Here is a 3,796-nt window from a genome sequence, read left to right as displayed (position 1 = left end):
CGGTACGGGGGCGGGGCCGCCCTCGCCGGGCGCCCGCCAGCCCGAGGCGGCGACCGGCGGCGCGGGGGGCTCGTCCGGCAGGTCGACGCGGGCGGAGAGGCCGTCCGCGCGCCGCAGGAGGGCGTCCACGTAGGCGCGGCGCACCTCGTCGGCCGAGGTGAAGCCGCGCTCGCCCTCCAGCCACACCGCGGGAACCTCGGCGAGGACGCCGGTCAGCAGCTCCTCGGTGACGAGCGGCGCCAGCTCGGCCTCGGCGGAGGCCAGATCCGGGGCGAAGGGGGCGAGGACGTGGTCGCGCGCGTCGTAGCGGCGCAGCGCGGAGGCGGCGGCGGTGGGCCAGTTGTGCTGCCAGATCATCGTGGCCCCGTGGTCGATGAGCCACAACGCGCCCGCGTGGACGAGGAGGTTGGGGTTGCGCCAGGAGCGGTCCACGTTGCCGACGAGCGCGTCGAACCACAGCACCCGCCCGGCCTCGCGCGGCTCCACGGCGTACGCGAGCGGGTCGAAGCCGAGCGCGCCGGCGAGGTAGCCCATGCCGAGGTTGAGCCCGCCGCTGCCCTTGAGCAGCCCCTGCACCTGTTCGTCGGGCTCGCCGAGGCCGATGACCGGGTCGAGGTCGAGCGCCCGGAGCGCGGGCACGCGCAACCCGAGACGGGCGGCGAGCAGTCCGCACACGGTCTCGGCCACGAGCGTCTTGCGCCCCTGCCCCGCCCCGCTGAACTTGAGCACGTACAGCTCCCCGTCCCCGGCCTCGACGAGTCCGGGCAGGGAGCCGCCTTCGCGCAGCGGGGCCAGATAGCGGGTCACGGCGGCTTCGGTGAGCATGGGACGCAGATTATCGACCACCGGCGCCGCCCCGGTACGCGGGCGCGGGCCGCCCCGGTATTCACCTGACGGCCGCACGTCGGCGTGCCTAGAGTGCCCCATGCACCCCACCCCGCCCACCAGGGCACAGCTGCGCGCTTTTCCTGATCAGTTCGCCCGTTCCGCCCGCTTTTCGCGGGGCCGCCCGCACTCCTTCACCGTCTCGGACGACGGCCGCCGCGTCCTCTTCCTCCGCTCCGTCTCCGGCACCCGGGCGCCGCTGCGGCTGTGGCTGTACGAGAGCGGCGCCGGGACCGAACGACCCCTCACCGGCCCCGGCGTCAGCGCGTACACCGCCGACGCGCCGGCGCGGCACGTCGTCGTCGCGCTCCCCGGCGGCGGCCTCGCGACGCTCGACACGGACACGCCCGCGCCCCCGCGCCCGCTGACGGGCACGCGGGGCGTCGAGGCCCCGCGCCTCGCCCCCGGCGGCGCGCGGTTCGCCTTCGTCAGGCACGGCGCGCTGCACGTCGCGCCGTGGCCGGGCGGCGACGACAGGGTGCGGTGCCTGCTCGCGCCGGAGGGCCCGGAGGTGGCGTACGGGCTGCCCGACCCCGTCGCGCGCGGGGAGATCAGGCGCGAGGAGGCGTACTGGTGGGCGCCCGGCGGTGACGCCTTGCTCGTCGCCCGTACCGACGAGAGCGGGGTCGCGCGCCGCTGGCTCGGCGATCCGGCGCACCCCGAGCGGCCTCCGCGCGTGCTCCGCGACCCGGCGGCGGGGACGGCGAACGCCGTCACGAGCCTGCACCTGGTCGCGGTGGACGGCGGCGGCGCGCGGCGCGTGGCGCTGCCCGCGCGGGCGGGGGCCGGGCACCCAGAAGGCGCCTGGTGCGCACCGGAGTTCGAGTACCTGGTCGCGGCGGGCTGGGACGCCCACGGGCCCTGGGCGAGCGTGCAGAGCCGCGACCAGCGCACGGTGCGCACCCTCGCGCTCGACCCCGCCGACGGCTCCGCGCGCACGCTCGCCGAGGAGCACGACCCGTACTGGGTCGCCCTGTTGCCGGGCGCTCCCCTGCGCACGGCCGCGGGCACGCTCGTCACGGCCCGCGTCCTCGCCGACGGCACCCGCGGCCTCGCGGCCGGGACGGCGACGACGCCGGAGGGCTTTGAGGTGCGCGAGGTACTGGGGGCACGGGGCGAGGAGATCCTGCTGCGCGCCGGTACGGACCCGGCCGAGGTCCACGTGTGGGCGTGGACGCCGGGCACCGCGCCCGAGCGGCTGAGCGGCCCCGGGCCGGGGGTGTACGAGGGCGCGACGGGCGGGCCGACGCTGGTCATCGACGGGCTGGGACCGCGGGGCCGCACCGTGCGGGTGACCACGGGCGGCGCGAGCGGTACGGGCGCCGTCACCGCGCCCCGTACCGGCGTCCTCCGTTCCCTCGAAGAGACCCCCCTCGTGCTCCCCCGCCCCCGGTACCTGCGCCTCGGCAGCCGGGCTCTTCGCGGCGCGCTGTTCCTGCCCTCCCGGCACACGCCGGGGACCCGGCTTCCCGTGCTCCTGAGCCCGTACGGGGGCTACGGCCTGGGGCTCGTGGTGCGGGCGCGGACGTGGTGGGCGGCGGTCGCGCAGTGGTTCGCCGAGCACGGGTTCGCGGTGCTCGTCACGGACGGGCGCGGGACGCCGGGACGGGGCGCGCCGTGGGAGTACGCGATCCACGGCGACCGGCTCACGGCCCCGCTCGCCGACCAGGCGGACGCCCTGCGCGCGGCGGCCGAGGCGTACCCGGACCTGGACCCGGGCCGGGTCGGCATCCGGGGATGGTCCTACGGCGGCTATCTGGCCGCGGCGGCGGTACTGCGGCACCCGGAGACCTTCCACGCGGCGGTCGCGGGCGCCGCGCCGGCCGACCGGTCCCTCTACCGCACCCACTGGGAGGAACGCTTCCTCGGCGATCCCGCGGTGCTGCCCGAGGGCTACCGCGCCTCCTCGCTCCTGGACGACGCGCCGCGCCTGCGCCGCCCGCTGCTGCTCGTGCACGGCCTCGCCGACGAGAACGTGAGCCCGGCCCACATGCTGCGGCTCTCGGCCGCGCTGCTCGCGGCGGGCCGTCCGCACGAGGTGCTGCCGCTGTCCGGGGCGGGGCACGGCGTGGCGGGCACGCCGCTCGCCGCCGCCCTGCTGCGGCACGAGGTGCGCTGGCTCGGGGCGGCGCTGGGGGTCGCGGTGGACGCGCCGGGCGGGAGCCGGCCGGCCCCGGAGGCGTGACGGGGCGCGGCGGGGCGGACAATAGGGGTGGCGCTTCCCGCGCGCCCGCTCCGCAGCCGTGTCACGCCCCGCGCGTCCTCGTGTCCCGGAAGGGAAACCGCATGACCCTCCTCCACCCCTCCGGCTCCGGCGCCTCGCGCCGCGCCTTCGTCGCCGCGGCGGGCGCCAGCGGCCTCGCGGCCCTCCTCGCGGCCTGCGGCGGTTCCTCCGGCGGCTCCAAGGCCAAGGACTCGTCCGGTACCAGCGGCGGCGGGCACGGCACGACGCTCGGCAGCACCGCCGACGTGCCCGAGGGCGGCGGGAAGATCTTCTCCGACGCGAAGGTCGTCGTGACGCAGCCCTCGAAGGGCGAGTTCAAGGCGTTCACGAGCGTGTGCACGCACGCCGGCTGCCAGGTGGCCGGCGTCTCGGGCGGCACGATCAACTGCGCCTGCCACGGCAGCAAGTTCTCCATCGAGGACGGCTCGGTCAAGCACCCCCCGGCCACCTCGCCGCTGGAGGAACTGGAGCTGAAGGTCACGGGCGACACGATCAAGCTGGCCTGAGGAAGGACGGCGGGGGTACGGGGCGGGCCGTCACACGTACGTCCGCGCCTCCCCGCTCCCCCGCCCCGCCGCCCGCGCGAGGGCGTCCGCGAGGGCTTCGAGGGCGGGTGCGTCGAGCCCCGAGACCGTGACGCGGACACCCGGGCCCGAGGCGAGGCGGAAGCGGGCCCCGGGCGCCGCC

At 77.8% G+C, this 3,796-nt stretch carries 3 protein-coding genes; 2 read left to right on the top strand and 1 reads right to left on the bottom strand.

Annotated features, from left to right (window positions below; genetic code table 11):
- Positions 1-825 (bottom strand): HipA family kinase (locus tag SSBG_RS26820; RefSeq protein WP_078491424.1); only part of this gene is annotated, 825 nt, incomplete at its 3' end.
- Between the two features lie 100 nt (positions 826-925).
- Between SSBG_RS26820 and SSBG_RS26815 the strand changes: the two genes are divergently transcribed.
- Together SSBG_RS26815 and SSBG_RS26810 are read left to right on the top strand one after the other, a co-directional pair.
- Positions 926-3,070: a prolyl oligopeptidase family serine peptidase gene (locus SSBG_RS26815; protein ID WP_008749195.1), complete on the top strand. Its 2,145-nt coding sequence runs from the start codon at positions 926-928 to the stop codon at positions 3,068-3,070.
- 101 nt (positions 3,071-3,171) lie between these two features.
- Positions 3,172-3,615, top strand: coding sequence for a Rieske (2Fe-2S) protein (locus SSBG_RS26810; RefSeq protein ID WP_037870727.1), 444 nt, complete (start codon positions 3,172-3,174; stop codon positions 3,613-3,615).
- The last annotated feature ends 181 nt before the right edge of the window (positions 3,616-3,796 follow it).

The sequence above is a fragment of the Streptomyces sp. SPB074 genome (assembly GCF_000154905.1).
GTDB lineage: Bacteria > Actinomycetota > Actinomycetes > Streptomycetales > Streptomycetaceae > Streptomyces.
Note: the sequence above shows the minus strand (reverse complement) of the source record. Positions and strands in the feature narration are given on the sequence as shown.

What these genes read in the sequence shown, in the direction of transcription:
- SSBG_RS26815 (WP_008749195.1), top strand. Translation starts at nt 926, where the DNA reads ATGCACCCCACCCCGCCCACCAGGGCACAGCTGCGCGCTTTTCCTGAT.
- SSBG_RS26810 (WP_037870727.1), top strand. Translation starts at nt 3,172, where the DNA reads ATGACCCTCCTCCACCCCTCCGGCTCCGGCGCCTCGCGCCGCGCCTTC.